Origin of the sequence: Microbacterium sp. Au-Mic1, assembly GCF_021341785.1 — a bacterium.
In the GTDB taxonomy this organism is placed as follows: Bacteria; Actinomycetota; Actinomycetes; order Actinomycetales; family Microbacteriaceae; genus Microbacterium.
Window position 1 is genome coordinate 274419 of the sequence record NZ_JAJTTF010000003.1, and the last position, 24288, is coordinate 298706.

Below are 24288 nucleotides of genomic sequence, written 5' to 3' on the forward strand. Positions count from 1 at the left end.
ATGGGTCGGGCGTCGAGGGGTCAGGCGGTCTCGACGAGGAAGCGGGAGTAGGCGGGCAGCGTCAGGAACGCCGGGAACTCGGGCTGCAGCGCCACCTCGCGGAACACCGCGGCGGCGTCCTCGAACCGGTCGTTCTCCTGCCGTGGCGTCTCGGCGAGCACCGCGGCGATCAGCCCCTCGACGTACTCGGCCGTGATGAGGGTCCCGTCCTGGGTGGACTGGCCCTGGTGGATCCACTGCCAGACCTGCGAGCGGCTGATCTCGGCCGTGGCCGCGTCCTCCATGAGGTTGTCGATCGCGACGGCGCCCAGGCCGCGCAGCCACGCCTCGATGTAGCGGATCGCCACGGAGACGTTGTCGCGCACGCCGGAGGCCGTGATCGGACGGCCGATGTGCACGTCGAGCAGCTGCTCCGCACGCACCTGCACGTCGTCGCGCTGCCGGTCGAGCTGGTTGGGACGCTCGCCGAGCACGGCGTCGAACTCCGCCTGCGCGGTGGGGATCAGATCGGGGTGCGCCACCCACGTGCCGTCGAAACCGTCGCCGGCCTCGCGCTTCTTGTCCGCAGCGACCTTCTCGATGGCCCGGGCGGTCACCTCGGGGTCGCGCCGGTTGGGGATGAAGGCGCTCATGCCGCCGATCGCGAAGGCGCCGCGCTTGTGGCAGGTCTGCACGAGCAGCTCGGTGTAGGCGCGCATGAACGGCACCGTCATCGTGACCTCGCTGCGGTCCGGCAAGACGAACCGGGCGCCCCGACCGCGGTAGTTCTTGATGATCGAGAAGATGTAGTCCCAGCGTCCGGCGTTCAGGCCCGCGCAGTGCTCGCGCAGCTCGAACAGGATCTCCTCCATCTCGAAGGCGGCGGGCAGCGTCTCGATCAGCACGGTCGCGCGGATCGTGCCGCGCGGGATCCCGAAGTACTCCTCGCTGAACGTGAACACGTCGTTCCACAGCTTCGCCTCCTCGCTCGACTCGAGCTTGGCGATGTAGAAGTAGGGCCCGCGGCCGGCCTCGATGAGCGCCTGCGCGTTGTGGAAGAAGTAGAGGCCGAAGTCCACCAGGGAGCCCGAGGCATCCATGCGGCGTCCGGTGCGATCGGTGAACTCGAGGTGCTTCTCCACGAGGTGCCAGCCGCGCGGGCGCATCACGATCGTGGGGGTCTGCTCCGCCGTGACGCGGTACTCCTTGCCGTCCTCGCTGGTGTGGGTCAGGCGTCCGCGGATCGCGTCGCGCAGCGACAGCTGACCGCCGATCACGTTGCGCCAGGTGGGACTCGTGGCGTCCTCCTGGTCGGCCAGCCACACCTTCGCGCCGGAGTTCAGCGCGTTGATGGTCATCTTCGGATCGGTTGGGCCGGTGATCTCGACGCGGCGGTCCTCGAGGCCGGGGCCGGCACCGGCGACGCGCCAGTCGGCGTCCTCGCGGATGTGCCGGGTGTCGTCGCGGAAGCGCGGGTCGTGACCGTTGCCGATCTCGAAGCGACGGCGCATGCGGTCGGCGAGACGGTCGTGCCGGCGCCCGCCGAAGCGGTGGTGCAGCTCGGTGAGGAAGGCCACGGCCGCGGGGGTGAGGATCTCGCCGAAGCGCTCGTGCAGGGGCCCGGTGATGCGGATCGCGGGGCCCTCGGTGCCGGAGACGGCCGCCCCGACGGTCCGGATCGGGGCGGTCGGCGACGCGGTGGGAATGGTCATGATCTGTCTCCTCCGTGAGTGGATCCGGTCCGGCTTCTGTGCCGGGGTGGCTTGAGACCACTCTGAGTGAAGATCTGGATCCGATCCGGCCAAAACGGAGTAGAAGTTTGGTCAGACTTCTGTTTTCGTGACAGAATCGGCGCCATGGTCACCGCAGACACGGCAGAAGAGGTCGACGCTCTCACGATCGGGCGCCGCATCCGTCAGCTCCGCACGGCGGCCGGGCTGACCCTCGAGCAGCTCGCGACCGCGATCGACAGGGCGCCGAGCCAGGTGTCCATGATCGAGACCGGCAAGCGCGAGCCCAAGCTCACCCAGCTGCAGCTGATCGCCCGGGCGCTGGACACGACGATCGACCAGATCCTCGCCGAGCAGCCCCTCGACGAGCGCGCCGCCATGGAGATCGCGGTCGAGCGCGCCATGAAGGGGCAGACGTTCCAGGCCCTCGGGATCGCCCCGTTCCGGATCTCGAAGACCGTGCCGGATGAGGCGCTGCGGGCGCTGCTGGCCCTGCACGGCGAGATCGACAAGCTCCGTGACGAGCGTGCGGCCACGCCCGAGGAGGCCCGCCGCGCGAACGTCGAGCTGCGCCACCTCATGCGCCGTCAGGACAACCACTTCGCCGACCTGGAGAAGAAGGCCGCGGAGATCCTCGCCGCCGTGCGCCACCCGGGCGGGCCGCTGACGCAGCGCAGCGCGAGCGACATCGCCGCGCACCTGGGGTTCACGCTGCACTACGCGCCCGATCTCCCGCAGTCGACGCGCAGCGTGGCCGACCTCGCGCATGGGCGGCTCTACCTGTCCAGTCGCGTGCCGGGGAAGGGCGATGCCCGCACCGCGGTGCTGCAGGCGCTCTCCAGCCGGATCCTCGGCCACTCCGAGCCGCGCAGCTACGCCGAGTTCCTGCGTCAGCGCGTGGAGACGAACTACCTCACCGGCGCGCTGCTGATGCCGGAGGAGCACCTGGTGCCGGTGCTGAAGGATGCGAAGGAGCGCCGGGCGATCTCGATCGAGGACCTCCGCGACGCCTACTCGGTGTCGTACGAGACCGCCGCGCACCGGTTCACGAACCTCGCCACCCGGCACCTGGACATCCCGGTGCACTTCCTCAAGGTGCACGAGTCGGGCACCATCACGAAGGCCTATGAGAACGACGACGTGAACTTCCCGACCGACCGGCTCGGATCCATCGAGGGGCAGATGTGCTGCCGGCGGTGGACCAGCCGGGTCGTGTTCGAGGAGGAGGACCGCTTCAACCCGTACTACCAGTACACCGACACCGGCAACGGCACGTACTGGTGCACCGCCCGCGTGGAGCCGTCGAGCGAGGGCCTGCACTCGGTGAGCGTGGGCGTGCGCTTCGATGACACGAAGTGGTTCATCGGGCGCGAGACGCCCAACCGCGGCGTCTCGAAGCATTCGGTCGAGGTGTGCTGTCGGCGCGCGCCCGCCGATCTCGAGGCGCGCTGGCGCGAGCAGTCCTGGCCGAATGTGCGCACCCCGCGCACCTTGCTGGCGACCCTGCCCACGGGCGCGTTCCCCGGCGTCGACACGACGGACGTGTACGAGTTCCTGGAGGCGCACGCCCCGGCGTAGGCTCGCTCGACCGCCGGGGCGGGAGCGTCACGGGCGCACGTACTCCGGCCCCGGTCGCCCCGGAAGGCGAACGCGATGACAGGCGGATCGATCTCGGATCCGCCTGTCATCGCGCGTGCTTGATCACGGGGTCGGCCCGGCCACCCCGTGCGCGAGCGTCCCTACGCGCGCCGGGCCCGGGCGCGCGCGAGCAGCAGGCCGGCCGCGATCAGCGCGAGTGCGACGAGAGCCGCCGCGCCGATCGTGCCGCCGGTGAGGGCGAGGCTGCCATCGTTGCCGCTGCTCGGCGGCAGCGCGACGGCCGGTGCCGTCGGGCTCGGCGAGGAGGTCGGGGTGGTGGGCGCGCCCTCGGCGACGGTGACAGCGACGGTCAGGGCCTTGCCGGTCTGCTCGCCGGTCAGCGCGACGGTGTATTCGCCGGGCTCGGTCGGCGCCGTGAGCCGGAGCGTGACGGCGCCGTCGATGACGTCGGTGCGGCCGATCGCATCCCCGGCGACGACGGCGGAGCGAGCGGACGAAGCGGATGCCGAGAGGGATCCGTTCACCTGGCGGTCGCCGCCGAGCCCGGCCGCGGTCACGGTCAGTGTTCCGCCGGGGGCGACCTTCTCGGGAGCCGAGAGCGTCGCTCCGGCGGAGAGCGCGACGAGGTCGCGATTGAGCTGCAGCGCGCTCGCGATCGTGAAGAAGTTGTCGGTCTGGTCGGTCAGCCCGACGACGTTCGCGGCGCCCGGACCGTAGCCGGCGATGCGCACCTGGGATCCGGTGTGCTGCTGCGACTCACCCGCACCGGACGTGCCGTACGACACCTTCATCGTCGAGCCCTCGGTGGTCTTCAGGGCAATCGACAGCGAGGTCGGCGGGGTGCTGTCCACGAGCTGCGAGCTGTGCGCGTGGTCGGCGGCGACGATCACCAGGGTGTTTCCGTCGGCCTTGGCGAACTCGAGGGCGGCTTGCACGGCCTCGTCGAGGTCGATGGTCTCGCCGATCTGGCCGCACGCGTCGGCGGCGTGGTCCTGCTTGTCGATCGAAGCGCCCTCGACCTGCAGGAAGAAGCCCTTGTCGCCCTTGAGCAGGTCGATCGACTTCTTCGTCAGCGCGCCGAGTGACAGCGAGGACGGCAGCCGGTTCGGGTTCTCCGTGCAGGTGACGGGTGCCGCGCTCGCGCCACCGACCGTGGCGATCGTCGGGGCGAAGCGGGTCGGGAAGTTGCCCTTGGTGAACGTGCCGAGCACGGGGTGGGCCTGGTCGGCCGCCGTGATCGCGGCGAGCTCGTCGGCGGTGCCGGCCAGCTGGTATCCGCGGGTCGTGGCCTGATTGAAGAGCGTCGCCCCGGTCCAGGCGCCTGCCTTCGCGGTCTGACCGAACGAGGCGGAGCCGCCGCCCAGAGTCAGGTCTGCGCGGGTGTCCAGGAACTGCTCGCTGATGGATCCGCGGCCGCCGTTCTCGAGCAGGTCGCGGCCGCACTCCTTGACCGAGTCCGGGCCGTAGCACTTGCGGCCGTCCACGTGCGCGGCCTGCACGGCGGGGGTGGCGTCCTGCAGCTCGGCGGTCGACACGTTGCCGGTCTTCAGTCCGTTCGCCTTCGCGAGCTCGAGCAGCGTGTCGTGCGCCGCGCCGTGGATGTCGACCGAGATCGCGCCGTCGTACGACTTGGCGCCCGTGGCCCAGGCGGTGCCAGTCGCGGCGGAGTCCGGCACGTAGTCGGTCGCGCCGGTCTTCCTGTCGAGCGAGTAGGTCGTGTACGAGCCGGTCAGCGGCAACGCGTCGATGCCGGGCAGGCGACCGCCGGCGCCGTACTGGTAGTCGCGGGCGACCGTGATCTCGGAGTCGCCCATGCCGTCGCCGATGAGGAGGATCACGTTCTTGGCGGGGCCGTCGACGATCGCGTCCCGCAGCGCTGCCGTCTGGTCGCCGTCATTGCGGGTGGCGCCGCCCGGGGCGGACGGGTCGACGGGTGCGGCCGCGTAGGCGGCGGGCGCGGCCAGCGCGGCGCCGGCGACGAGGGCGAGCGCGAGCGCGGAGCGCGCGATCATGGTTCTGGCGGTCATGGCTGTCTTCCTCTGGGGAGCGGGGACGGCCCGGGGCATGCGCATGCGCTCGCCGAGCCCGAGCTCGTCCAGCCCATCAGCGCAGGGGGTACGGCGAGTGACGTCCGGGTGACCGATCGATGAATCCGCTGAGTGACGACTATGAGAGGGCTGGACGTGCCGGATCCGGATCCGATGCCGTGGTGGGTCAGGCGGCGTTCCAGCGCAGACGCGACGCGGCATCGTCGAGGTCTCGGCGGACCGGCTCGGCCTGCGTCACGGGGAGCAGGGCGATCAGGAGCGGAGAGGTGCCCGGCGCCGGCGCTACCGCGTAGGCGAGCGCGCGGGATCCGTCGTGCTCGTGGCTCAGCACGGCGCGGGTGGCCCTGCCCTCGGCGAGCGAGTACCAGGAGAACTCCCCGCCCGAGGCGATCAGCACGGACGCGGCCTCCGTGGCTCGGGCGAGCAGAGTGCCGGATCCCTCCCACGGGATGAAGTGCCCATGGTCGAGACCCAGCCCGGTCGCCAGACCGTCGCCGAGCCAGTGCTCCCGGTTCCGGCCTTCGGCGCCCCCGGGGGCGAGTAGCGCCCCGTAGGTCTGCAGCAGTCCGGCGTTGCCGATCGGCCAGGTCGCCGACAGTCCCGCTCGGTCGTGCAGTGCGTCGAACAGCGGCTGCGCGAGGAGGTCCTCGCCCGTCCGTGCGTCGATCGCGGTCGCCAGGCCCCAACGGCCGAAGAGCCCGGCGGTGCGGTCCGCGTCGACCGACGCGGTGAGCCAGTCGAGCGCCGTGAGCGCCTCGGCGGCGGTCCCGCCGGCGGACTCCGAGGCGGCGGCCGCAGTCTGTTCCAGCTCCTCGACGCGTCCCATGCCGCCACCCTACGCCGGTGCGTGCGGGTGGGGCAGAGGTCACTGGGCGGAGGCCGGGCCGAGGTCGCGGACGGAGCCGGGCCCCGTCGCGGGGCAGCCTTCAGCGGCGCGTGGTGAGGGCGTGCACGAGCGTGGTCAGGCCGAACTCGAAGGCCTCGTCCACGTCGCCGCCGAGCTGGAACGCCCCGGCCTGTTCCATGGTGCAGAAGCCGTGCGCCCACGCCGTCAGCGTGCGCGCCGCGGGGAGCGGGTCGCCCGGCGTCGCGTCGCGTACCGCGTCGAGCAGCGTCCCGGTGAGTGCGATCATGCCGTCGGACTGCGGCTCGGCGCTGAGCGCGGCGCCCGCGAACAGCAGGGAGGCGGCGCGGGGGGAGCGGATGCTGAACGCGCGGAAGGCGCGGGCGATCGCGGCGAGCGACGCCGCGGGATCGGTCGTGGATCCGGTCAGGGCCGCGACGTCCTCGTCGAGCTCGCGGGCGGCGTCGTCGGCGATCAGCCGCAGCAGATCGTGCCGGTGCGCGACGTGCTTGTACAGGCTGGGCGGACGCACCCCGACGGCGGCGGCGACCGCGCTGATCGTCACGGCGTCGACACCCTCGTCCTCGGCGACGGTCCGTGCGGCGGCGGTGAGCGCCGCACGGGTGACGCGTTGCGGTGCGGGCATCGGGTCCTCCTCTGCGCCGACCCGCACAGGCGGGGGGCGCCTCTCGATCATAAGGCTATTGACAGTAGCCATGATAGCTATATAACGTAGCCATCATGAACGCAGAGCTCATCCGGATCGGCGACGACATCGTCGCCATGCATGCCGTCGTCGCAGACGAGGGCATCACCCTGATCGACGCGGGCCTGCCGGGCGACCGGCGGATCCTGCAGCAGGCGCTCGCCGCAGTGGGCCGCCGCCCCGAGGACATCCGCGGCGTCGTGCTCACCCACGGCGACAGCGACCACATCGGCATCGCGGAATGGCTCCGCACGGAGTACGACGTGCCGACCTACGTGCACGAGGCCGACGCGGGTCGCGCGCAGGGGGAGAAGGCGCCCGGCGCTTCCGGCGGTGCCATGAAGCTGGGACCGGCTCTGCAGTTCTTCGCCGCCGCGCTGCGCCGCGGCGGCCTGCGCACGAAGCACCTCGGCGCCGTGCGCACGATGCGGGACGGCGACGTGCTGGACCTGCCGGGGGCGCCCGAGATCATCGGCCTGCCGGGGCACTCGCCCGGATCCGTCGCCATTCGCATTCCCGCGGTCGACGCGATCTTCGTCGGCGACGCCCTCACCACCCGGCATGTGCTGAACGGATCCACCGACGTGCAGCTCGGCCCGTTCAGTGACGCGCCCGAGCAGACGCCGGAGAGCCTCGAACGCCTCAGCGCCCTGCCCGAGCGCACGATCGTGGTCGGGCACGGGCCGATGTTCCATGGGACCGCGGCCGAGATGATCGCGGCACGCACGCGCTGAGCGGCGCGCCGCGGATGCCTGCCGCCGTCGCCATGCGCAGGCCGCCGCCGCGTCGTTCGGGTCGCGCGGATCCGGCCGTGCGCGGATCCGGCTCGCGTCAGTCGCCGGCCGTGCGCAGAGCGGCCCAGAGCTCGGCGCGGGCAGGGAAGGATCCGAGGTCCGCGCCGAGGATCGACGCCGCCTGGGAGATCCGGGTGCGCAGCGTGTGGCGGTGCACCCCCAGGGCGGCCGCGGCGGGCTCCAGCCGCGTGTCGTGCTCGAGCCACACCCGCAGCGATCGCTCCAGCTCCGCCCCCTCCTGCGCGTCGTGCTGGCGGAGCGGAGCCAGCAGGGACTCCGCGATCAGCCGCGCCTCGTCCGTCGCGAACGCGGCGAGCACGCTCGACTCCGCACTGTCCGCATAGTGGGTCACGCCCTCGGATCCCCGGCGCAGCGCGGTGAGCGCCTGTGCGTGCGCGCGGGAGAATCCGCTGTACTCCTCGGGCGCCGAGACGCCGATGCGCACCTCTGTGCGGGCGGCGACCTCGTCCAGCACCCCCGCATCGGCGATGCTGAGGCACATCACGAGCCCGTCGTCGGACTCGGCGAGGAACGCGGACGGGGCGGCGTCGCCACGCTGCCGTTCCCACCATTCGATGACCGTGCCCTGACGCTGCCCCGCGGCGACGGCGACCACGACGGGCGCCGGCGGCAGGGCGCCGAGCACTCGTCGGGCCAGGGTCGGATCGTCCGCGAGGAGGGAGGAGAGCAGCTGCCGGTGCAGCCGTCGGCGACTGCGCGCGAGCTGCTCGCTCTGTTCGAGCGACAGCCCGGCCATCGCGATGACCGAGGTCACTACGGTGCGCGTTTCGGGATCCAGGGTGTCGCTCGCGATCGCGACGACCCCGCGCAGGTGTCCCGCGCGCCCGACGGTGAGCAGGGTGTGCGAGGTCTCGCCGTCCTGCACCACGCGGTTCGCGGATCCGCCGCGGGCGAGGAGGTCGGCCGCGGCGTCGGCGACGACCGGGGAGGCGCCCCCCGCGGGATGCTCGTGCACGAGCTGTCCCGCCGCGTCGTACATGCCCACCCGGCACCCGAGCCGTCGCGACAGCTCGGTGAGCGTCGACTCCAGCCCGTGCGGACGGAGGGCCGCGACCGACAGTGCGCGCTGGGTCTCCAACGCCCAGGTGCGCCGGGCGTAGGCCTGTGCGGCGATCGCCTCGGAATGCGCCCTCGCGACGGCGATGAACGGCGTGCCGTAGGGCACCTCGATCAGCGGCAGCCCCGTCTCGGCGCAGGCGGCGGACAGGTCGGCCGGTATGCCGCTGCGGTGCACCTCGGTGCCGAACCCCAGCGCCACCACGCCGCGATCGACGAGTCGCTGCACGTAGGCGTGCGTGCCCGCGGGGTCGTCGTCGGCGAACTGGGTGCCCGTGGTGAGCAGGGCGAGGTCTTCGGCGAGGAAGGGCGTGGGGTCGGTCAGATCGGAGTTGTGCACCCAGCGGAGGGGACGGTCGAGGGATCCGGCGGGCAGCGCTGTCTCGGATCCGACCAGGCGCAGATGCAGGTCGCGGCGGCCGAGCAGGGTGCGCAGCGTGGGCTGCTGGTCCATGGGCGATGCTCCTTCGGGAGTCGATCGAAGTGTGGCCGAATCGGCGAAATCGTGATCCAGATTGTACGCCACGGCGAATGCTCTCGAGCGGTCGCCTCCGTAGTCTCGACGCCATGACCACCATCGACGCGCAGGCTGACACCCTTCCCCTCGGCGGACCCTCCCTTCCCCAGGAGCGCCGCCTCGTCACGGAGCTCCCCGGCCCGCGCTCGGCCGAGATCCTCGCCCGCAAGGCTTCGGCCGTGCCCGCCGGCGTGGGCCACACCGTGCCGGTCGCCGCGGTCGCCGCAGGCGGCGGTGTCGTCGTCGACGCCGACGGCAACTCGCTCATCGACCTGGGCTCCGGCATCGCCGTGACCACGGTCGGCAGCGCGCACCCGAAGGTCGCCGCAGCCATCACCGCGCAGGCCGCGCAGTTCACCCACACCTGCTTCATGATCTCCCCGTACGAGTCCTACGTGGAGGTGGCCGAGGCCCTCAACCGGCTCACCCCGGGCGCCTTCGCCAAGAAGACCGCGCTGTTCAACTCGGGCGCCGAGGCTGTCGAGAACGCGATCAAGATCGCCCGCAAGCACACCGGTCGTCAGGCCGTCGTCGCCTTCGACCACGGCTACCACGGCCGCACCAACCTGACCATGGCGCTCACGGCCAAGGCCATGCCCTACAAGAGCGGCTTCGGCCCGTTCGCCCCTGAGGTCTACCGCGCACAGGCGTCCTACCCGTTCCGCGACGGCCTGTCCGGCGCCGAGGCGGCGGCACGCACGATCCTGCAGCTCGAGAAGCAGATCGGTGCCGACAACCTCGCCGCGGTCATCATCGAGCCGATCCAGGGCGAGGGCGGCTTCATCGTCCCCGCCGACGGCTACCTGCCCGCAATCGTCGAGTGGTGCCGCGCGAACGGCGTCGTCTTCATCGCCGACGAGGTGCAGACCGGCTTCGGCCGCACCGGCGCGATGTTCGCCAGCGAGATCTTCGGCATCGAGCCCGACCTCATCACCACGGCCAAGGGCATCGCCGGCGGCATGCCGCTGGCCGCCGTCACCGGCCGCGCCGAGATCATGGACGCCTCGCACTCCGGCGGCCTCGGCGGCACCTACGGCGGCAACCCGGTGGCCTGCGCCGCCGCGCTCGCCGCGATCGACGCCTACGAGACCGAGGGCCTGCTGGAGCGCGCCGCCGAGATCGGCACGCTGCTGAAGGACCGCCTCGCCGCCATCCAGGCCGCCGACCCGCGCCTGGGTGACATCCGCGGACACGGCGCGATGATCGCCGCCGAGTTCGTCGACCCCGCCACCGGCGCCCCGGACGCCGCGCTCACCGGCGCGGTCGCCAAGGCCGCGATCGCTCAGGGCGTCATCGTCCTCACCTGCGGCACGTTCGGCAACGTGATCCGCTTCCTCCCGCCGCTGACGATCGGCGACGACCTCCTGAACGAGGGTCTCGACGTCATCGCCGCCGCACTCGCGGCCTACCCCGCAGGGGCCTGATAGACGTCCGGGCGCGATCGGGATCGGGGGATGCTGGATCGCGCCCGGCAACTTTTCTGTACGACAACCGCAGGGGAACCTGCACAGCGCACCAGACGGTGCGGAACCGATGAAGGAGTCGAAATTGGCCGATATCACCCGTGACGTGCTCATCGTGGGAGCGGGCGCCGCTGGCACCACCGCCGCGAACGAACTGCGCAAGGCGGGTTTGTCGGTCGTGGTGCTGGAGGCCCGCGACCGGGTCGGCGGCCGGCTCTGGACGGACGTCATCGAGGGCGCCATGCTCGAGATCGGCGGCCAGTGGGTCTCGCCCGACCAGGACGCGCTGATCGAGACCATCGACGAGCTGGGACTTGAGACCTTCAGCCGCTACCGCGAGGGCGACAGCGTCTACGTCGGTCCCGACGGCACGCTGCACCGTTTCACGGGCGAGATGTTCCCGGTCGCCCCGGAGACCGAGAAGGTCATCGCCGAGATCACCGAGCGCCTCGACGCCATGGTCGCCGAGATCGACCCGGACCGCCCCTACGCGCACCCGAAGGCTGCCGAGTGGGACTCGATCACCTGGGACGCGTGGCTGCGCGAGCAGAGCGATGACGACGAGGCCGTGCGCAACCTCGCGTTCGCGACCGGATCCGCGATGCTCACCAAGCCGACGCACGCGTTCTCGCTGCTGCAGTCGCTGCTGATGGCGGCGTCCGCCGGCTCGTACTCGAACCTCGTCGACGCCGACTTCATCCTCGACAAGCGCGTGGTGGGCGGACTGCAGCAGGTGCCTCAGCTGCTCGCCGAGCGCCTCGGCGACGACGTGCTGCTGAATCAGCCCGTGCGCACCCTCGAGTGGGGCGAGAACGGCGTCACCGCGACCACCGACTCCCTCACGGTGCGCGCCCGCTACGCGATCCTCGCGCACGCCCCGGTGCTCTACGACCGGATCTCCTTCGTGCCGTCACTCCCGCGTCGCCAGCACCAGATGCACCAGCACCTGTCGATGGGCTTCGTGATCAAGGTGCACGCCGTGTACGACCGCCCGTTCTGGCGCGAGCAGGGCCTGTCCGCCACGGCGTTCAGCCCGTACCAGCTCGTGCACGAGGCGTACGACAACACCAACCACGGCGATGAGCGCGGCACGCTGGTCGGCTTCGTCAGCGACCAGAACGCCGACGACGTGTTCGAGCTGAGCGCCGAGGAGCGCAAGGAGCGGATCCTGGACTCCCTCGCGCACTACTACGGCCCCGAGGCGAAGAACACGGTCGTGTACTACGAGAGCGACTGGGGCACCGAGGAGTGGACCCGCGGCGCGTACGCGGCGAGCTTCGACATGGGCGGCCTGCACCGCTACGGCAAGGACCTGCGCACGCCGGTCGGCCCCATCCACTTCGCCTGCTCCGACCTCGCCGGCGCCGGATACCAGCACGTCGACGGCGCGATCCGCATGGGGCGCCTCGCCGCGTCCCAGATCCTCGACGCGGACCGCGGCGACGCGGACGCGGCCGGCATCGACGCGGCCGAGCTGGCCGTGGCCGAGGCGGCCGAGGTCTGATGACCACCTCCATCGTCGTCGGCTACACGGCGACGGAGACCGGTTCCGACGCGCTGGCGCTGGGCGTGCGACTCGCCCGCGCCACGCGTCGGCACCTGCATGTGCTCGTCGTCCTGCCCGGTCACGGCGACCCGGCCGGCGCAGAGCCGGAGCGCGACAGCCCGGCTCACGGGCAGGCGAGCCAGTGGCTCGCCGACGCGGAGGAGATGATCCCCGCGGAGGTCGCGCACACCGCGCACGTGCGCGTGCACGACTCCTTCGCGGAGGCGCTCGTGCTCGCAGGCGAACAGCTCGAGGCGGCTCTGATCGTCGTCGGCGCGGCGAACGGCGCCACCATCGGTCTGCACCGGATGGGCAGCATCGCGCAGGCGCTGCTGCACTCCTCGCCGATCCCGGTGGCACTGGCTCCCGCCGGCTTCGCCCACAGCGTCGACGTGCAGGCGCCGATCTCGCGGATCACCGCGGCCATCGGCAACCGCCCCGGCGCGGACGCGCTGCTGGAGGCCGCCGTCGCTCTTTCCGGTGCGACCGGAGCGACGCTGCGACTCATCTCGCTGGTCGCCTTCGACGTCCCGCGCGGGTTCGACCCGCAGACCATCCGCCTGGTGAGCACGGCGCACGGCGACGATGTGCTCGCCCGTGCGGAGATGGAGCTGCCGACGGGCGTGCGCGCCGAGCTCGAGCGCGCACCGGGCGACACGGTCGAGGACGCCGTGGCGCGGCTGGCCTGGCTGCCGGGGGAGCTGATCCTGGTCGGATCCAGTCGGCTCGCGCAGCCGAGGAGGCTGTTCCTCGGCTCCACCGCGGCGAAGATGCTCGACGTCATCCCCGTGCCGATGATCGTCGTACCGCGCACACGCCTGGACGACAGCGCAGACTCTGGGTCCTGACCGGACCCCCACCACACGATTGCATGAGAATCGAAGCATCTGAGAAGGAGGATCGCATGACCGATCTGGAGAAGACCCTGCTGGAGAGCGTGCCCACCGGGCTCTACATCGCAGGCGAGTGGGTTGCCGCCGAGGGCGATAAGACCTTCGACGTGCACGACCCCGCCACCAACGACGTCGTGCGCACGATCGCCGACGCCTCGCCCGCGGACGGCATGCGGGCGCTGGACGCCGCCGTCGCCGCCCAGGACTCCTGGGCCGCGACCCCGCCGCGCACGCGCAGCGACATCCTGCGCCGCGCGTTCGACCTCGTGCAGGAGCACAAGGAGGACCTGGCGCTGCTCATGACCGTCGAGATGGGCAAGCCGCTGGCCGAGGCCCGTGGCGAGGTCGTCTACGGCGGCGAGTTCCTGCGCTGGTTCAGCGAGGAGGCGGTGCGCATCTCCGGCCGCTACGGCCTGAACCCCGAGGGCACCGGCCGCATGGTCGTCTCCCAGCGCCCCGTGGGTCCGTCGTTCTTCGTCACGCCGTGGAACTTCCCGTTCGCGATGGCCACCCGCAAGATCGCGCCCGCGCTCGCCGCCGGCTGCACCGTGGTCATCAAGCCGCCGGCACTGACTCCGCTCACCACGATGTACTTCGTGAAGCTGCTCGAGGAGGCCGGCCTGCCCGCCGGCGTCGTGAACGTCGTGCAGACCTCGCGCTCGTCCGCGCTGTCGGCGCCGATCATCGCCGACCCGCGTCTGCGCAAGCTGTCGTTCACCGGATCCACCGAGGTCGGCCGCAAGCTCATCGCCCAGGCGGCGGAGGGCGTGCTGCGCGTGTCGATGGAGCTCGGCGGCAACGCCCCGTTCGTGGTCTTCGAGGACGCGGATCTGGACAAGGCCGTCGAGGGCGCCCTCGCGGCGAAGTTCCGCAACATCGGTCAGGCGTGCACCGCCGCGAACCGGTTCATCGTGCACCAGGACGTCGCGGACGAGTTCGCCCGCCGCATCACCGAGCGCGTGAACGCGATGAAGATCGGCCGCGGCACCGAGGACGGCGTCTCGATCGGCCCCCTGATCGACCACGACGCGGTCGCCAAGGCCATCGAGCTCGTCGGCGACGCCGTCGAGCGCGGCGCGACGCTGCTCTCGGGCGGCAAGGCGCTGGAGGGCGTCGGATCCTTCTACGAGCCCACCGTCCTCGCGAACGTGCAGGCCGGCAGCGAGATCCTCCGCGAGGAGATCTTCGGCCCGGTGCTCGCGATCGCGACCTTCGCCGACGAGGCCGAGGCCGTGCGCCTCGCGAACGACACCGAGTACGGCCTGGTCTCCTACGTGTTCACGCAGGACCTGGCTCGCGGGCACCGGATGATCGACGCGCTCGAGACGGGCATGATGGGTCTGAACGTGGGCGTCGTCTCCAACGCGGCCGCCCCCTTCGGTGGCGTCAAGCAGTCCGGCGTCGGCCGCGAGGGCGGCTTCGAGGGCATCCACGAGTACCTCTCCACCAAGTACACGCTGATCCCCGTCGACTGAACACCGGCAGAGGCGGGCTCGGGGTCGCCGCAGCGGATCCCGAGCCCGCCGAAATCTTCCACAATGATGTGACACCGAAAGGATCGACATGACCGATTACGCCGTCGTCAACCCGGCAACGGGAGAGACCGTCGCCACCTACGAGACCTTCACCGACGCGCAGATCGAGGACGCGGTCGCGCGTGCGCACAGCGCCGCGGCGGTCTGGGGGCGCACCTCCGTCGCCGACCGCGCGGCCGTGATCCGCCGCATCGCCGAGGGCCACCGCGCCCACCGCGACGAGCTCGCCGCCATCATCACGCGCGAGATGGGCAAGCCCCTCGCCGCCGCCGTCGGTGAGGTCGACTTCGCCGCCGACATCATCGAGTTCTACGCGGACAACGCCGAGAAGATCAACGCCGACCAGCCCCTGGACATCCTGGGCGACGGCACGGCGGTCATCCGCAAGGCCCCGCTCGGTGTGCTCTTCGGCATCATGCCGTGGAACTTCCCGGCCTATCAGGTCGCGCGGTTCGCCGGTCCGAACCTCGCGGTCGGCAACACGATCGTGTTGAAGCACTCCGAGCAGTGCCCGGAGTCGTCGGCCCTGCTCGAGAAGATCTACGAGGAGGCCGGGCTCCCCGACGGCGGCTACGTCAACGTCTACGCGTCGATCGAGCAGGCGGCCACCATCGTCGCCGACCCGCGCGTGCAGGGCGTGTCCGTGACCGGATCCGAGCGCGCCGGTGCGGCCGTCGCGGAGAACGCCGGCCGCAACCTGAAGAAGGTCGCGCTCGAGCTCGGCGGATCCGACCCGTTCATCCTGCTGTCGACCGACGACCTCGACGCGACCGTGCAGGCCGCCGTCGACGCGCGTCTGGACAACAACGGCCAGGCCTGCAACGGCGCCAAGCGCTTCATCGTCGTCGACGGCCTCTACGACGCGTTCGTGGAGAAGGCCGTCGCCGCGCTGTCGGCGGTCACGCCGGGCGACCCGACGCAGGAGGACACCGTGCTCGGCCCGCTCGTCTCGGAGGCGGCGGCGATCAACCTGCAGAACCAGGTCGACACCGCCGTCGCGCAGGGCGCGACGCTGCTCACCGGCGGCACCCGCGAGGGCGCGTTCTACACGCCGACCCTGCTCGCCGACGTCACGCCCGAGATGGACGTGTACCGCCAGGAGCTGTTCGGCCCCGCCGCGGTCGTCTACCGCGTCGCGGACGAGGACGCGGCGGTCGCCCTGGCGAACGACACCTCGTTCGGTCTCGGCTCCTACGTGTTCACCACCGACGACGCCCAGGCCGAGCGCGTGGCGAACGGCATCGACGCCGGCATGGTCTACGTCAACGTCGTGCTGGCGGACAGCCCGGAGCTCCCGTTCGGCGGCGTGAAGCGCAGCGGCACCTCGCGCGAGCTGGGGCTGCTCGCGGCCGACGAGTTCGTGAACAAGAAGCTCGTCCGCGTGGCCTGAGCCCGGCAACTCGGATAGCGTCCCGCCGCACTCAGCGGGAGAGAAGGGGCGGGCGTCGCACATCCTGCGGCGCCCGCCCCTTCGTCGTGCCCGGCCCGCTATGCATCCCGCTGACCGCGAGACCGAGACTCCGTCTCGAGACCGACGAAACGATCGTCGGTCTCGAGACGGAGGTTCGGTCTCGCTATCGATGCCGCGGCGATGTGACCGTCAGGATCGGCCGCGCCTGTGGGCGGCGAACACGGTCAGCGCCTCGGCGTAGCGTTCTGGATCCGACCGGGTCTCCGCTGTCACGAGCAGCGCGGAGGGCCCGGCGATGCGCGTGAACTCGCCGCGGCAGGGGATCTCGATCACCCGGACGAGCCCGGTCCTCCACGCCGGAATCAGTGCATCCAGAGCGCGTCGCTCCGGGTGTTCATGCAACGGTGCGCGGTGTCCGGCGATATGCTCCCGCACGCGGCGCGAGGTCCAGTCCGAGAAGGAGGCATCGAAAGCCTCTGCGCCGAACCGGTCGCGCCACGTCGGGCCCCTCAGCTGCTCGAGCAGCACGCGCCGCTCGTCAGAGCCCGGCGCGGTCGGTTCGATCCTTGCGATCAGCGGCACGGGGTCCAGTTCCGCGAGGTGGGCAACGGCGTCGTGCCACAGCTCAGACCACGCGTTCGACAATGCGGTGGCGTCCGCCGGGGAACGTCGTGCCGTGGGCGGATCCGTCAGCGGTGGCGGCACATCACCGGGCGGCCGCAACCCGTGGACGTCGCGCACCCACAGCAGCTCGAGCAGCGCATGCGGTTCGTCCTCGACACGGATCGACATGTCGTGCGGCCAGGGGTTTCCAGGGAGGCGGACCGTGGAGCGCATGCCCTCAGGGCGTCGGTATCTGCGGATGCGGTCAAGAGGAGCCGGCCAAGATAGGAGGTCGCCGCGGGATCGGGTTCAGCGGGCCTCGTCGGCGAGCACCCGCTTCGACACGGGCGGGCGGCGGTGGATGTCCTGTCCCGCCCGGAGCGGATCCGGCACGCAATCTACGTCACGCAGTAGCGAGCGGCGCGAAGCAGCGAACGGCCCCGGGCGGCGCCCATCGGGCCCCTACGGAAGCGTGGCCTCTGGCGACGATCCTGGGATCGACTCCAGAGGCCACGGAGGATGCTGCGGGTCAGCGTTGGGCGTCTTCGAGCAAGCTCATATCGACGACCTTGGACGCATCGGGCAACCCGGTGAGGCCGGCGGCTTCGAGTCCCGGGTAGACCTTCGACGTGATGACACTCGGGTCGACGGCGAGCAAACCCTTCGCTTCGGTGAGGGGCGACGTCATCAGCGGGATCTGCTTCTGGAGTGAGATCTCCTGCGTCGCCGCGTCGAGGCCCTGGTTCGTCGCGTACTTGCTGACCGTCAACTGCGCGGCGGAGTGCGGATCCTTCATCGCCGCCTTCCAGCCCTGCGTCGATGCCTTCAGGAAGGCGACGACCGCGTCGCGGTGCTCCTTGAGGAACGATTTCGACACCACGATGACATCGGCCATCACGTGGTAGTTGAGCTTGTCGAACGGGGTGAAGAAGAAATCCTTGTCCGGTGTGAGGCCCTGCTTCTCAAGGGCCACCGGCTGGTTCGTGGCGAACGCGAGCATCGCGTCGGCCTGGCCCGACTGGAGCGCACCGATATCGGCACCGCCTGGCACGAAGGAGTAGTTCGTGACGTCGTTGATCTTCATGAGACCTGCGACGAACGCCTGGTTTGTCGAGGGGCCCATGATCCGTGCTCCGTCGAGATCTTGCGGGTTGCGGACCGGCCGCGCCTTCAGAGATACGAGACCGTTGGGGGCTTCCTGGAAGACCTGGCCGATGATGACGATGTCGTCCGCCTTCGACAGATAACTGAAGAGCCGGCTCGTGTTGCTCTCGATGCCGATCTGGGCCTGTCCGGAGGCGATCGCGACTTCCGGTGCGGGGGAACTGCCACCGCCCGGGGTGAAGGTGACCTTCACGCCCAGTTTCGCGTAGTACCCGGCGTCGTCCGCGACGAAGTATCCGGAATCCTGCACGCTCTCCGTGAAGGCGAAGGCCACGTTGATTGGGGTCGCCGGGGCCGTGTTCTTCGGGGTGGTTCCGCCCGAGCAGCCGCTCAGCAGGGCCGCGGTTGCGGCTGCCGTCAGCATGGCGGCGGCGAGTCGTTTCGAGATTCGAGAATGGTCGGGCATCTTGTTCTCCTTTGAATGGATGGGCCGGTGAAGTTCGGCAAGTGACGTGATGGGCGGTACGGATCCGCGACGGATGAGGCTGCTGTAGATCAGCTCCAGCGGCTGATCGCGTACGCCTCCAATCGGTTCGCGCCGAGGTAAGCGAGAACTCCGATGAGAATGGCGCACAGCGCGGTGCCCCAGAGATCGGTCATGTCCAGGCCGGCGAGGGCGTTGTTGAGCACCACTGCGAGGCCCGGTACGCCCATGAGGAACTCGCTGATGAGCGCCGCGGTGAAGGCGGCGGCGGCGGACACCCGGATTGAGGTCGCCAATGCCACGAGCGAGGAAGGCACAGCGAGGAGCCGGTATCTCATCCACCGCGTGGCCCCTGCCACAGTGAACAGGTCGTCGCCGTTTGCCGGCACATCGGAGAGCCCCGAACCGACCATGACGAACGTCGGGAAGAAGCAGACCATGGCACAGATGACCCAGGCGGTCGTCAAAGAGTAACCGAGAATCGTCGCCAGGATGGGGATCAAGGCCACGAACGGCACCGACCGGATGACGAGGGCCACGGGAGTGATCACAGTGCCGAAGATCGGCCACAGCCAGGTCAGGGATGCGGCGAGATACCCCGTTCCGACGCCCACCACGAAGCCGATGAGAGCCGTGCGCAGGGTCATGAGCAGGGGAACGAGGAAGGTCCCGGGAGAGTCGGCGACGTTCGCGATGATCGTGAAGGGCCCAGGCAGAAGGAACGGACTGACGTCGAGGACGATCACGGCCAGCTGCCACGTGAGGATGATCAGGATGACCGCCCACCAGCGACGGAGGATCCGAGCGAGGATGTTCACGTGAACCTCCTGATGGCGAGGCTCTGTACGGCGGCGAAGAGCACGAAGCCGACCATGGCCATGAGCGTGGAAAGGACGGCGGCGGCCCAGAGCAGCGGGACGTTGTAGTTCTGCGCCGAGGAGAGGATGAGCAGCCCGATGCCTTGCGGCGCTCCGAACCACTCGCCGATGACTGCACCGAGGACCGCGCTCGGGGCGGCGAGTTTCAACGCGCCCGCCAGACCCGGAAGTGCGGTGAGCACGTGAAGCCTCGTGAAGCGGGCCATGCGGGAACCGCCGAGGATGGTGAACAGATCTTCGTGACTCTGTGGTGCGGCGGCGAACGCCACCGTAGACCCGGCGTAGACGGGGAAGAAGGATGCGAGAGCGGCGACCGCGGTCGGTGCGGTCTCCCGCCCGAACACGATGATCATGACTGGGGCGATCGCAATGAAGGGGATGGCGTGGATCAGCGCAGCCAACCGGTCGAGACCGGGTCGCGTCGATGTCAGCGTCTGCCGCACACCCGCCACGACGACCGCCATGCCGCCGCCGATCACCAGGCCCAGGCAGGCGGAAAGAGTGGTCGAGCCTATGGCGCCGAGGAAGAGAGCCGAGTATCCGGGGGCGAGCAGCGTCACCCCGACTTGGCTCAGCGCCGGAAACGATGGCCCCAGCGCGCCGGTCTGACCCACGACCTGCCAGAGTCCGCACAGCACCAGTGCGCCCGCGAGCATCCGGGAGGCTCGAACAGTGACGCTCATCGCGCAGGATCCTGGTCGTCCTGGTCGAGCAAGCGGACGAGCCGGGCGCTCAGCTCCGCGAATCGGGGAGTCGCCATGGTTTCGATCCCTCGAGGCCGCTCGATGTCGACGACGACCTCCTTGACGATGCGTCCCGGCCGTGTGCCCATGACCACCACGCGATCGGCCAGAAGCAGCGCCTCGTCCACCGAGTGGGTGACCATGACCGTTGTCACGCCGGTCTCCGCCCAGATCCGTGCGAGTTCCAGGTTCATCCGGCGTCGGGTGATCTCGTCCAGCGCTCCGAACGGTTCGTCCAGGAGAAGCAGGTCGGGTCGAAGCGCGAGGGAGCGCGCGATCGCGACGCGCTGCCGCATGCCTCCGCTCAGCTGCTTGGGTCGGGCGTTCTCGAATCCGTTGAGCCCGACGAGATCGATCAACTCGGCGACCCGTGCTTCGTCGACGCTCAGCCTGGCGAGGCGGAACGGCAACGCCACGTTCTCGGTAACCGTGGCCCACGGCAGCAGCGCGTGCTCCTGGAAGGCGATGCCGACACGGTGCTCCTTGATGAGGCGTGCCGGCGCTTCCCCGCCGACGCTCACCGTGCCTTCAGACGGCGCCTCCAGTCCGGAGATGATGCGCAGCAGGGTGCTCTTGCCGCAACCGGAAGGCCCGATCAGGGCGATGAACTCGCCAGGCTCGATCGAAAGATCAACGGCGGAGAGGGCAGTGACTTGCTCGCCGCGCCGGATTCGGAATGTTTTTCCGATGCCTCGAAGGTCCAGCGTCGGCCGTTCGAGGGAGGTGTGGTCCAGCACGCGGGCGCTCATGACGGCCTCGCGGACGTGAGGTCGTCGGAGTAGTAGGAGCGCATATCGAACGGAGAGAATCGTCCCCGGTCGGTGACGATGGTACTGACGTAGCGCGGGGGAGTCACGTCGAACGCGGGATAGATCCCGGTGACCCGTTCGGACGCCGTGCGCCGACCCAGGCAGTAGAGCACCTCGTCGCCGTCCCGGTCCTCCATCTCCACGTCCGCGATCTGTGGCGCCTTGAGGTCGGGAGCATGCACGAGCGCGATGTAGGGAATATTCAGCGCCTGCGCCGCGAGTGCGATCTGGAACGTCCCGATCTTGTTGACCACGTGGCCGTCCATGGTCACACGGTCGGCCGCGGTCACGAACAGGTCGATGTCGCCGCGATCCATCAGATGCGCGGCCATGCCGTCCGTGATCAGCCGGGTCGGCACGCCCATCTCGGCCAGGCTCTCGGACGTCAAGCGCGCGCCCTGCAGATACGGTCGGGTTTCGGTGCAGATCGCCTCGATGGACTTTCCGGCCTCCAGCACAGCGGCCACCGTCTCCGTCAGGTAGGACTCCGCCCAGCAGTGAGTGAGGATCGTCGCGCCATCCGGGATGAGGTTCGCTGCGTGCGTTCCCAGGCGTCGGCTTCGTTCCGTGTACCGATCGGCCGCGGCGACGGCGCCGCGTACGACCGCCGATACGATGTCGTCGCCCTGGGTGAGCGCCGCATCCGCGACGGCGAGCAGATCATCCACCACCTCGCGAATCTGATTGTTCGTGCGCCGGGTCGCCTTCAGACGCTTCCCGTATGCGTGGACCGCGGCGTGCCGCCCGGCATCGGTCGAACGCTCCCGTTCCGCGGCCCGGGCGCCGAGAGCCATGCCTCCGGCGGCGGCGAACCACGGTCCGCTGCTCTGCGTGACCATGTTCTCGATCGCGCGCGCGACCTCCTCCACGGAGCGGCACTCGACCCAGACCCGTTCGAAGGGGAAGACCCGACGGTCGAGAATGCGGACGACGTCGTCCTCGAGCAGGACGCTCTCGGCGACGAGGGTCGGCTGGGGAACGCGGGCACGGGGAATCTTCTCGGTCTCCAGCTCGCGCGGGATCGGGGATGTGGTTTCCATCTTCACCTCTTGACGAATCCGGTAGACTGATTTGTAACCTGTCAGACGACTGACGTCACTTGTCTACTAGCAGGTATACTACGAGCGCACACTTGACCGGTCAAGAGGAAAGATCGAATGCCAGCAGATAACCGCTTGAAGGACGGCCGCTCGCTTCCCGCGCAGTTGGCCGAGATGCTGCGCGCCCGAATCGTTGCGGGGGAGTGGGCGCCGGGTGAGCAGCTGCCCTCGGAGCTGTCGCTCGCAGAAGAAGCGGGTGTGAGCAGGCCGACCGTTCGGACGGCGCTGCGCAATCTCGCGGCGAGCGGATTGGTGCGCGTCCGTCAGGGGGCGGGGACCTTCGTCGCGCCACGCGGTTCGGGTGTGGTGACTGGCCTTCAAGATCTCCGGTCGATGAGCGCTCTCATTGCCGAGCAGCGAGGGGAATGCGTGGTGGAGTATCGCGTGCGGGAGATGAAGATGACGACGGACGAGGACGCCCGTCACTTCGATTCGGACGTCCCGCTGTCAGTGATCGCCTTGGAGAGGTGTTTCCTGTCCCAGGGTGCTGTGATCGCCTTCGAGTGGGCATACGTCAACGCCGAGGTGCTACCGCGAGACTTCGACCCGGAGCAGTTCACCGGGTCCATCTTCGAGAAGCTGCAACCGCTCGGTCTGCTGCCGGACCAGTCGATCTCGACGGTCCACGCGGTGTACGACGAGACGATCGCGTGGACCGACGAGAAGCCGGAAGTACCGCTGTATCTCTGCCTGGAGCAGCACCAGTTGCTCCAGGACGGGCGCGTGCTGTCGTGGTCGAAGACGTATTTCACCGAGGGGAACTTCGAGTTCCTCCTGGTGCGCACCCGCTGACGTCAAAGCTCAGACCGCTGCCATGTCTGGGCACAGGCGAAACACCATCACCGCGACGCCGCCACGCTCACCATGACCCCACCTGGTATAGACCGATCGGGGTGTTGGGATAGGTGTCCGTGGCGATGGCTTCGACGAGAGCATCGCGCATACGATGCAACGTCGGGGCGGCCTGCGGGTCCCCGACCAGGTTGTGCTGCTCATCGGGGTCGAGCGTCAGGTCGAACAGTTGCTCGCCGCCACCCGCCAGATGCCGGGTATATCTGTAGCGGGAGTCGCGCAGGGTCCTGGACCAGCTGAGGGGATTCGGTTCGCCGAATCCGTTGTTCGACTGGACATAGACGGTTTCCCGGTGGACGTCCTCGGATCCTCCTGTTCGAATTCGCTCCAGGAGAGAGTGTCCGGAGAGGGAAGCCGTCTCGTTCACGATCTCCCGCCGGCGCAATGGCAGAGCGGGCGCTCGCACCCCCGACCATTCGTAGATGGTCGGGGCGATATCGACATGCTCCACGATGGAGGTGTCGTCGTGAGCTACGCGGCCGCCGGTCGCGCCCACGATCAGCGGCACCCGGATGCATGGGTCGTAGTGACGTTCCCATTTGCCCAGGAGTCCGTGGTCGTGGAGCAGCTCGCCGTGGTCGGACGTGAAGATGAACAGGAGGTCCTCGCACCGCCCGGATTTTCGCAGTGCCTCCCGCACGCGGCCCAGCTCGTGATCGAGGTGCGCGAGGTCTGCAAAATAGAGCTGACGCTCCCGACGCCAATCGTGGGTCTCATAGCTCGGCGCCGAATAACGCGCCTGTTGGTAGTAGGGGATCGGCGTATCGAGCCAGTCGGCGCGTACGGGTTCGGGGATGCGGTCGATATTCACTCGGTCGACGAACTCTGCGGGTGGCGCGAAAGGGCTGTGCGGTTGCACATAACTCACCTGGGCGAAGACGTCGCCCTCAGCGGACTCGAGGAATTCGCATGCTCGATCGGTGATCCACGCGGTCTGCGACACTTCGGCGGGAAAAGGCAGTTCATATGCCTCCGTCGCACTTTCGGGGAACTTCCGGCGTGCGGCGAGGATCTCCGCCTTCAAGTCGACGCGATCGGGCCCGTATGCCTCCAGCTCAGGGACCATCGTCATCCACACGGTCGACTGTGCGGCGACGTAGTGCTCTGGATGAGTCTCGCGGACCCAGTCCAGCCAGGCGCCCGCACGCGAATCCTCAGTGTTCTTCACGACGTCGAAACCGAAGGGCCGATAATCCGGGGTGAGGTCGGCGATCTGCGGTAGAAGGTGGATCTTGCCGAACCCCCCGGTCATCCAGCCGGCGCTCTGCAGGACCCCCATGAAGGTGGGAATCGTGGCGTCCAGGTTGTACCCGCACTCCGCCACGCCATGGACCGAGGAGGAGAGCCCTGTGGCGATGCTCGCGCGGGACGGGCTGCAGACCGGATTGGTACTGAAGGCGCTGAGGAACGTCGTCCCTTCGGCCTGAAGTGCATCGAAGTTCGGCAGGTCGACGATTCCTTCGCGGGCGACCTCCAACCATTTCGCTGCCAGCTGATCGACCATAAACAAGACGATCGTTCGCGGATTCGTACGGGACATCTACTGCACTTCCTCGCTGTGTTGAGATCGACG

Annotated in this window: 20 protein-coding genes; 8 read left to right on the plus strand and 12 right to left on the minus strand. The window is 69.6% G+C overall.

The features are described 5' to 3' along the window. Nucleotides 1-20: 20 nt before the first annotated feature. Nucleotides 21-1691 (minus strand): malate synthase A, encoded by a 1671-nt coding sequence (gene aceB / locus LXM50_RS05850; protein ID WP_233310370.1) that lies wholly within the window; start codon nt 1689-1691, stop codon nt 21-23. 144 nt (nt 1692-1835) lie between these two features. Between aceB and LXM50_RS05855 the strand changes: the two genes are divergently transcribed. Beyond that, complete coding sequence (locus tag LXM50_RS05855; protein ID WP_233310371.1) at nt 1836-3287, plus strand: helix-turn-helix domain-containing protein; 1452 nt, start codon at nt 1836-1838, stop codon at nt 3285-3287. Nucleotides 3288-3448: 161 nt separating this feature from the next. Here the strand turns inward: LXM50_RS05855 and phoA are convergent, their stop codons facing one another. From phoA to LXM50_RS05870, 3 genes are all read right to left on the minus strand, one after another. After that, the gene (phoA, locus tag LXM50_RS05860) at nt 3449-5335 is read right to left on the minus strand and encodes an alkaline phosphatase (RefSeq protein ID WP_233310372.1); all 1887 of its coding nucleotides are present in this window, start codon (nt 5333-5335) and stop codon (nt 3449-3451) included. A gap of 187 nt (nt 5336-5522) precedes the next feature. Then, nucleotides 5523-6182, minus strand: coding sequence for an amino acid deaminase (locus LXM50_RS05865; protein ID WP_233310373.1), 660 nt, complete (start codon nt 6180-6182; stop codon nt 5523-5525). A 100-nt stretch (nt 6183-6282) separates the two neighbouring features. Then, a complete protein-coding gene (locus tag LXM50_RS05870) occupies nt 6283-6846 on the minus strand; it encodes a TetR/AcrR family transcriptional regulator (protein ID WP_233310374.1) in 564 nt (187 codons plus the stop codon). 95 nt (nt 6847-6941) lie between these two features. On the opposite strand from LXM50_RS05870, the gene LXM50_RS05875 reads away from it, so the two are divergent. Further along, the gene (locus LXM50_RS05875; protein ID WP_233310375.1) at nt 6942-7640 is read left to right on the plus strand and encodes an MBL fold metallo-hydrolase; all 699 of its coding nucleotides are present in this window, start codon (nt 6942-6944) and stop codon (nt 7638-7640) included. A 97-nt stretch (nt 7641-7737) separates the two neighbouring features. Here LXM50_RS05875 and LXM50_RS05880 read toward each other — a convergent pair whose 3' ends face one another. Next, the gene (locus LXM50_RS05880; protein WP_233310376.1) at nt 7738-9231 is read right to left on the minus strand and encodes a PucR family transcriptional regulator; all 1494 of its coding nucleotides are present in this window, start codon (nt 9229-9231) and stop codon (nt 7738-7740) included. Nucleotides 9232-9344: 113 nt separating this feature from the next. Between LXM50_RS05880 and gabT the strand changes: the two genes are divergently transcribed. The 5 genes from gabT (at nt 9345) to LXM50_RS05905 (ending at nt 16121) form a co-directional block, all read left to right on the plus strand. After that, nucleotides 9345-10718 carry a 4-aminobutyrate--2-oxoglutarate transaminase gene (gabT, locus tag LXM50_RS05885; RefSeq protein ID WP_233310377.1) on the plus strand — a complete coding sequence of 458 codons (1374 nt, stop codon included), beginning with the start codon at nt 9345-9347 and terminating at the stop codon, nt 10716-10718. A gap of 124 nt (nt 10719-10842) precedes the next feature. Further along, nucleotides 10843-12261, plus strand: a complete 1419-nt coding sequence (locus LXM50_RS05890) for an NAD(P)/FAD-dependent oxidoreductase (RefSeq protein ID WP_233310378.1) — start codon at nt 10843-10845, stop codon at nt 12259-12261. After that, nucleotides 12261-13151 carry a universal stress protein gene (locus LXM50_RS05895; protein WP_233310379.1) on the plus strand — a complete coding sequence of 297 codons (891 nt, stop codon included), beginning with the start codon at nt 12261-12263 and terminating at the stop codon, nt 13149-13151. The genes LXM50_RS05890 and LXM50_RS05895 overlap by 1 nt, the downstream gene beginning before the upstream one ends. A gap of 56 nt (nt 13152-13207) precedes the next feature. After that, nucleotides 13208-14671, plus strand: a complete 1464-nt coding sequence (locus tag LXM50_RS05900) for an NAD-dependent succinate-semialdehyde dehydrogenase (protein ID WP_233310380.1) — start codon at nt 13208-13210, stop codon at nt 14669-14671. 88 nt (nt 14672-14759) lie between these two features. Next, a complete protein-coding gene (locus LXM50_RS05905) occupies nt 14760-16121 on the plus strand; it encodes an NAD-dependent succinate-semialdehyde dehydrogenase (RefSeq protein WP_233310381.1) in 1362 nt (453 codons plus the stop codon). Nucleotides 16122-16331: 210 nt separating this feature from the next. On the opposite strand, the gene LXM50_RS05910 is transcribed toward LXM50_RS05905, so the two are convergent. The 6 genes from LXM50_RS05910 to LXM50_RS05935 form a co-directional block, all read right to left on the minus strand. Then, nucleotides 16332-16934 (minus strand): hypothetical protein, encoded by a 603-nt coding sequence (locus LXM50_RS05910; protein WP_233310382.1) that lies wholly within the window; start codon nt 16932-16934, stop codon nt 16332-16334. 340 nt (nt 16935-17274) lie between these two features. Beyond that, nucleotides 17275-18315: an ABC transporter substrate-binding protein gene (locus tag LXM50_RS05915; RefSeq protein WP_233310383.1), complete on the minus strand. Its 1041-nt coding sequence runs from the start codon at nt 18313-18315 to the stop codon at nt 17275-17277. A gap of 89 nt (nt 18316-18404) precedes the next feature. Next, nucleotides 18405-19151: an ABC transporter permease gene (locus tag LXM50_RS05920; RefSeq protein WP_233310384.1), complete on the minus strand. Its 747-nt coding sequence runs from the start codon at nt 19149-19151 to the stop codon at nt 18405-18407. Further along, nucleotides 19148-19894: an ABC transporter permease gene (locus LXM50_RS05925; RefSeq protein ID WP_233310385.1), complete on the minus strand. Its 747-nt coding sequence runs from the start codon at nt 19892-19894 to the stop codon at nt 19148-19150. Before LXM50_RS05925 ends, LXM50_RS05920 begins: the two co-directional genes overlap by 4 nt. Next, the gene (locus tag LXM50_RS05930) at nt 19891-20703 is read right to left on the minus strand and encodes an ABC transporter ATP-binding protein (protein ID WP_233310386.1); all 813 of its coding nucleotides are present in this window, start codon (nt 20701-20703) and stop codon (nt 19891-19893) included. Before LXM50_RS05930 ends, LXM50_RS05925 begins: the two co-directional genes overlap by 4 nt. Next, on the minus strand, nt 20700-21803 hold the full coding sequence (locus LXM50_RS05935) for a s-methyl-5-thioribose-1-phosphate isomerase (protein ID WP_233310387.1): 1104 nt from the start codon (nt 21801-21803) through the stop codon (nt 20700-20702). Before LXM50_RS05935 ends, LXM50_RS05930 begins: the two co-directional genes overlap by 4 nt. Before the next feature lie 117 nt (nt 21804-21920). Between LXM50_RS05935 and LXM50_RS05940 the strand changes: the two genes are divergently transcribed. Continuing rightward, nucleotides 21921-22655 (plus strand): GntR family transcriptional regulator, encoded by a 735-nt coding sequence (locus tag LXM50_RS05940; protein WP_233310388.1) that lies wholly within the window; start codon nt 21921-21923, stop codon nt 22653-22655. 67 nt (nt 22656-22722) lie between these two features. Here LXM50_RS05940 and LXM50_RS05945 read toward each other — a convergent pair whose 3' ends face one another. Then, nucleotides 22723-24255 (minus strand): sulfatase, encoded by a 1533-nt coding sequence (locus LXM50_RS05945; RefSeq protein ID WP_267920603.1) that lies wholly within the window; start codon nt 24253-24255, stop codon nt 22723-22725. Nucleotides 24256-24288 lie beyond the last annotated feature (33 nt).

Coding starts and splice junctions, on each gene's coding strand:
- aceB (WP_233310370.1), bottom strand. CDS start 1,691: ATGACCATTCCCACCGCGTCGCCGACCGCCCCGATCCGGACCGTCGGG.
- LXM50_RS05855 (WP_233310371.1), top strand. CDS start 1,836: ATGGTCACCGCAGACACGGCAGAAGAGGTCGACGCTCTCACGATCGGG.
- phoA (WP_233310372.1), bottom strand. CDS start 5,335: ATGACCGCCAGAACCATGATCGCGCGCTCCGCGCTCGCGCTCGCCCTC.
- LXM50_RS05865 (WP_233310373.1), bottom strand. CDS start 6,182: ATGGGACGCGTCGAGGAGCTGGAACAGACTGCGGCCGCCGCCTCGGAG.
- LXM50_RS05870 (WP_233310374.1), bottom strand. CDS start 6,846: ATGCCCGCACCGCAACGCGTCACCCGTGCGGCGCTCACCGCCGCCGCA.
- LXM50_RS05875 (WP_233310375.1), top strand. CDS start 6,942: ATGAACGCAGAGCTCATCCGGATCGGCGACGACATCGTCGCCATGCAT.
- LXM50_RS05880 (WP_233310376.1), bottom strand. CDS start 9,231: ATGGACCAGCAGCCCACGCTGCGCACCCTGCTCGGCCGCCGCGACCTG.
- gabT (WP_233310377.1), top strand. CDS start 9,345: ATGACCACCATCGACGCGCAGGCTGACACCCTTCCCCTCGGCGGACCC.
- LXM50_RS05895 (WP_233310379.1), top strand. CDS start 12,261: ATGACCACCTCCATCGTCGTCGGCTACACGGCGACGGAGACCGGTTCC.
- LXM50_RS05900 (WP_233310380.1), top strand. CDS start 13,208: ATGACCGATCTGGAGAAGACCCTGCTGGAGAGCGTGCCCACCGGGCTC.
- LXM50_RS05905 (WP_233310381.1), top strand. CDS start 14,760: ATGACCGATTACGCCGTCGTCAACCCGGCAACGGGAGAGACCGTCGCC.
- LXM50_RS05910 (WP_233310382.1), bottom strand. CDS start 16,934: ATGTCGATCCGTGTCGAGGACGAACCGCATGCGCTGCTCGAGCTGCTG.
- LXM50_RS05915 (WP_233310383.1), bottom strand. CDS start 18,315: ATGCCCGACCATTCTCGAATCTCGAAACGACTCGCCGCCGCCATGCTG.
- LXM50_RS05925 (WP_233310385.1), bottom strand. CDS start 19,894: ATGAGCGTCACTGTTCGAGCCTCCCGGATGCTCGCGGGCGCACTGGTG.
- LXM50_RS05930 (WP_233310386.1), bottom strand. CDS start 20,703: ATGAGCGCCCGCGTGCTGGACCACACCTCCCTCGAACGGCCGACGCTG.
- LXM50_RS05935 (WP_233310387.1), bottom strand. CDS start 21,803: ATGGAAACCACATCCCCGATCCCGCGCGAGCTGGAGACCGAGAAGATT.
- LXM50_RS05940 (WP_233310388.1), top strand. CDS start 21,921: ATGCCAGCAGATAACCGCTTGAAGGACGGCCGCTCGCTTCCCGCGCAG.
- LXM50_RS05945 (WP_267920603.1), bottom strand. CDS start 24,255: ATGTCCCGTACGAATCCGCGAACGATCGTCTTGTTTATGGTCGATCAG.